The following is a 3025-nucleotide window of genomic DNA, read 5'->3' on the forward strand; positions in this document are numbered from 1 at the left end:
AGCACAACTGAGGATAAGCAAAAAGTACTACTCAAAGACGTTATCTTAGTCACTCAAAACAGACCCTAAATCTGTCAAGCTATTTTAGGGATATACAGGGATAAAATTAGTGCAATCTCTGGCCGCTAGGCTTTTTGTACTTTTCTGAGTGAGTTGTAAGAGAATTAAGATTTGAATGGCACCAATTTTATAACTGTAACTTGTCTATCTGGTATGAGAAGTGGGCTTTTTATAACCCTGACTATTCTAAAGGTTATAGCGGTTTTTGTAGGAATTGTAATTATTATAATCAACTTGTACAGGGCTGCATCGAAACAAAATCCAAACGGCTATCCTAAAGCGTTCAAAGCATTTCTATCAGTATTCGGAGTCGTTCTGTTATTAACAGTCCTGGATTTTTTATTGGCCTACTTTGTAAAAGACGATTCATAATAACTGTCTCGAAATCAGTGGTTTTTCACTTGATAAAGAGTCGTTGTATAACTCTCGTGGCTGTTGCAAAACTTAAAAGACAGGTCTTAAACCTACTTGGAATATTCCGTTTGGCGCTGTTTCACGTCCGAAACGATGAATCTAAATCAGTACTTTAGGCCTCAACAAACTTTTGCAACAGCCACCTCTTTTATGTAAAGGGGTTAGAGCAAGATTTAAATGTTGTGCATGTATGTCTTATAGACTGTTAAAAGCCAATTTGATTCTTTTGTTAGGCTATACAATCGGTCTGATCATATTCAGCTTGTATCAACTTGTCTTTCTCTTTTATCAGCACAGAATAGATGCAATTCAAGAAGCTTTTTCTGTAATAATCAAAACACTACCCTTTGTGCTGGTAACCTTAATTTATACGTCAATTTTTTGGATACCATCTTTACTCATTTTATGGGTTATGGATGGGTTGCTATTAATAGAATTTAGGTTGAAACCAGTACTAGCAATGACCATTGAATGGTTAGTCTTATGCATTCCGCTTGTTCTTTTATGTATAGATAACTATACCTCTCAAGGGTTCGAACGTTGGATAGGCTATCCATTTTTAGCTCTTATTCTAGCAATATCACAGCCATATAAGGTGAGATATTTAAGGTATTTTAAAGAGATATAAATCTGTTGTATAGTAACTTTATATTAGTTAGCAGTCATCGCTTCCAGTTTCTTCGGCAAATTGAACAAAATCAGATTTCATATAGGCGTCAAATCTATCTATTTTAACTTTTACAGATTTAACAAATATTTCAGCTTTTCATAAAATCCAGTGTTGCGAAATGTGAATTGTTTGTGCAACACATAGTTATTTAAAAAACTAGCACCCATGCCAATGACTTGAGCCATGAGTTTGTTGATATTGACCTCTTTTATTGAAAAGGGAATCAGAACAATGAATTGCTCAATATTGCGAGTTGAATAATCATAAAGAAGAGCCGATCCATAAACCGTAATCAAACAGGAAATAACTGAAACGAGGATAAACTTGACGGCTTCTCGTTTGGTCTGGGCGGAGTTTTTGGCATTGAAAGCAAACAGCTTCGTCAGGAAAAATCCAACAATAAACGCTACCAAGTACCCTACGAGCAGCGCTTGTTTGTAGCTAAGTTGAAACCAATCCTGGAGTAAGCTCCCGGCTATGAGTTGTAACGTAGCACCAATTGCTGCGACGATAAAGTAAGCAATAACATCGCGACGATTAAAAAGCTCAGTGGCCATAATCTATTAGTAAAGACCACATGAATGGATAAGAAAATGACATTCCTGGTTTGGTGTTATAGACACGTAGTAAAGGGAAATTTATAGCGTATTTCTAAAATAGATAGTTTCCGATCGGGTAAAAGTAAAATAACCATCAATCAACTTTCTGGCCTCTATTCAGGGTTAAGGAAATTTGTCCGGCGTGATGCGCGGTGTGAAACAGAACATGGCCAAAAAGCCGGGCCCGGGAGACCGTACCGAAGAAAGGAGTTTCAATCGAATCCTGCCACGAATCATCGGCCGTTGTTTCTATATAGCGTTGAAACATCTGATAACCTGCTTCGATCAGGTGCCGACTGGCCTCGGTGTCTTTACCCTGGCCCGTATCGATCTGGCCCATGGTGGTGTTCTGTACCTCTACGGGAAGACCGAAAAATAAGCCAAACAGATTCATCATCTCTCCCGTATGCCGATAGATGAAGCCAATCGAAGCCGTTTCTCGATTGAGCCGAAGCTCAGCATTCTGGGCCGTAATCTGATCAAAGGCAAACGAACAAGTCGTTTGGTTCTGGGCTAACATATCTAAAAGAACCTGCTTTTGCATGTTGTCAGTATATTGTCTGTTACGTGTGCAAAGCTACCAGCCTTTTGCGGACTTAGGGGAGGCTATTACGACAAAAAAGGGGCAATTACCCACTTACGTACCAAAGTTCTGCTGTGTACAAGTACTGTGATGGGTAACGGTAACGTGGTTATTGGATTTCGGGTTGAATAAAGCAAAACACGACAAAACTGAACAAGCTACTGGTGTTCAATAGTCATGGTACGTACTTTTTCCTCCTCGAAGCGATAGATATGCTGGATATGGTCATCACTTAGTAGCTGACCATTCAGGTCTTTAACAACCTGGTGGACATGCACCGCAATCTGGTCGTCAGGGCGTAGCTCAAAGGAAAGCGGCTCAACAGTTGGATTGATCTGCTGCCATTGGCGTAGCCAGTAAGCACGCACTTCATCGTGACCCGCCACATAGCCTCCTTCCCAACCGTTTGGCCAGGCAACATCGGTATGCAGATGAGCCAGCACCGCATCAATCCGACGCGCGTTAAAATCCTGATAAAGCTGACGAAGCAGCGCTTGATAGTCCATGGCTTACAAATAGGTTTGACTCAGTAATTGAGAAGCCAAAGCTAAGCCAAGTCTATTCCGGTCAGGCGTCGGTACTAATTGAGATTTTAACGGGTTTTGTCATGTCCTAGAATAGGTTTACAGCCCGCAACTGAGCTGTAACATGAACAAACGACAAAGAGCCGTACGAGAATACTTACTGGGTGGGTGCACC

Annotated in this window: 3 protein-coding genes; all 3 read right to left on the reverse strand. The window is 40.6% G+C overall.

Features of this window, described 5'->3' with window-relative positions; genetic code table 11:
- Window positions 1–1212 precede the first annotated feature (1212 nt).
- The 3 genes from ACYVIY_RS28550 to ACYVIY_RS28560 all read right to left on the reverse strand — a co-directional run bounded on the left by ACYVIY_RS28550 (window position 1213) and on the right by ACYVIY_RS28560 (window position 2832).
- Window positions 1213–1701 carry a GtrA family protein gene (locus tag ACYVIY_RS28550; RefSeq protein ID WP_460980082.1) on the reverse strand — a complete coding sequence of 163 codons (489 nt, stop codon included), beginning with the start codon at window positions 1699–1701 and terminating at the stop codon, window positions 1213–1215.
- Window positions 1702–1837: 136 nt separating this feature from the next.
- Window positions 1838–2287 (reverse strand): DinB family protein, encoded by a 450-nt coding sequence (locus tag ACYVIY_RS28555; RefSeq protein ID WP_460980083.1) that lies wholly within the window; start codon window positions 2285–2287, stop codon window positions 1838–1840.
- Window positions 2288–2484: 197 nt separating this feature from the next.
- Window positions 2485–2832, reverse strand: coding sequence for a nuclear transport factor 2 family protein (locus tag ACYVIY_RS28560; protein WP_460980084.1), 348 nt, complete (start codon window positions 2830–2832; stop codon window positions 2485–2487).
- Window positions 2833–3025: the final 193 nt, after the last annotated feature.

Source organism: Spirosoma knui (assembly GCF_054780635.1).

What these genes read in the sequence shown, in the direction of transcription:
- ACYVIY_RS28550 (WP_460980082.1), bottom strand. Translation starts at nt 1,701, where the DNA reads ATGGCCACTGAGCTTTTTAATCGTCGCGATGTTATTGCTTACTTTATC.
- ACYVIY_RS28555 (WP_460980083.1), bottom strand. Translation starts at nt 2,287, where the DNA reads ATGCAAAAGCAGGTTCTTTTAGATATGTTAGCCCAGAACCAAACGACT.
- ACYVIY_RS28560 (WP_460980084.1), bottom strand. Translation starts at nt 2,832, where the DNA reads ATGGACTATCAAGCGCTGCTTCGTCAGCTTTATCAGGATTTTAACGCG.